This is a genomic window from Bacillus sp. JJ1764 (assembly GCF_036962145.1).
GTDB lineage: Bacteria > Bacillota > Bacilli > Bacillales > Cytobacillaceae > Neobacillus.
This window is the reverse complement of record NZ_JBALNY010000163.1, coordinates 19,140-19,873: the sequence shown is the minus strand read 5'-3', so window position 1 is coordinate 19,873 and position 734 is coordinate 19,140. Positions and strand designations below refer to the sequence as shown.

1 protein-coding gene is annotated in these 734 nt (G+C 43.3%); it reads left to right on the top strand.

The window, feature by feature from the left end; translation table 11 throughout:
- Nucleotides 1–597: acyl-CoA dehydrogenase family protein (locus tag V7083_RS20020; protein ID WP_335481231.1), on the top strand; the 597-nt coding region annotated here is incomplete at its 5' end.
- Nucleotides 598–734 lie beyond the last annotated feature (137 nt).

The following is a 734-nucleotide window of genomic DNA, read 5'->3' as shown; positions in this document are numbered from 1 at the left end:
ATCGTGGAAAAAGATTTCCCTGGATTCAAAGTCGGTGCGGTGGAGAAAAAGATGGGATTAAGAGGCTCTCATTCTGCGGAATTAATTTTTGAAGATTGCGAGGTTCCGGTAGAAAATGTGCTTGGGGAAGAAGGCCAAGGTTATGTAAATGCGTTGAAGATTTTGGCCAACGGACGAGCAGGATTGGCATCCAGGAATTTAGGTTCCTGTCAAAAGCTACTCGATATGTCCACAAAATACGCACTTGAACGGGTTCAGTTTGGCAAACCAATCATTAAAAATCAAGCAGTCAGTCATATGCTCGCTGAAATGGCCGTGGAAATCGAAACGCTTCGTTCCTTTACTTATCGTGTTGCCTGGATGGTTGATCAAGGGATGAAAGTAATTAAGGAAGCAGCCATGCTAAAGCTTTATGGATCAGAGGTTTATAATCGGGTCGCTGACAAAGCTGTTCAGATTCATGGTGGATTAGGCTATATCGCTGATTATCCGGTTGAAAGGTTTTACCGGGATGCTAGGATTACCAGAATCTATGAGGGAACATCAGAAATTCAGAAAAATATTATAGCTGCGCAACTGGAAATAGAATACAGCTAGCTGGGGGGATTGCAATGGAAAACGAAATAGTCATTGTAAGCGCAGTTAGAACAGCGGTAGGTAGATATGGCGGTGCATTAAAAAGTTTGAACTCCGGTCAGCTTGCTGCAATTGTGATCAAAGAGGCGATGAAGCGG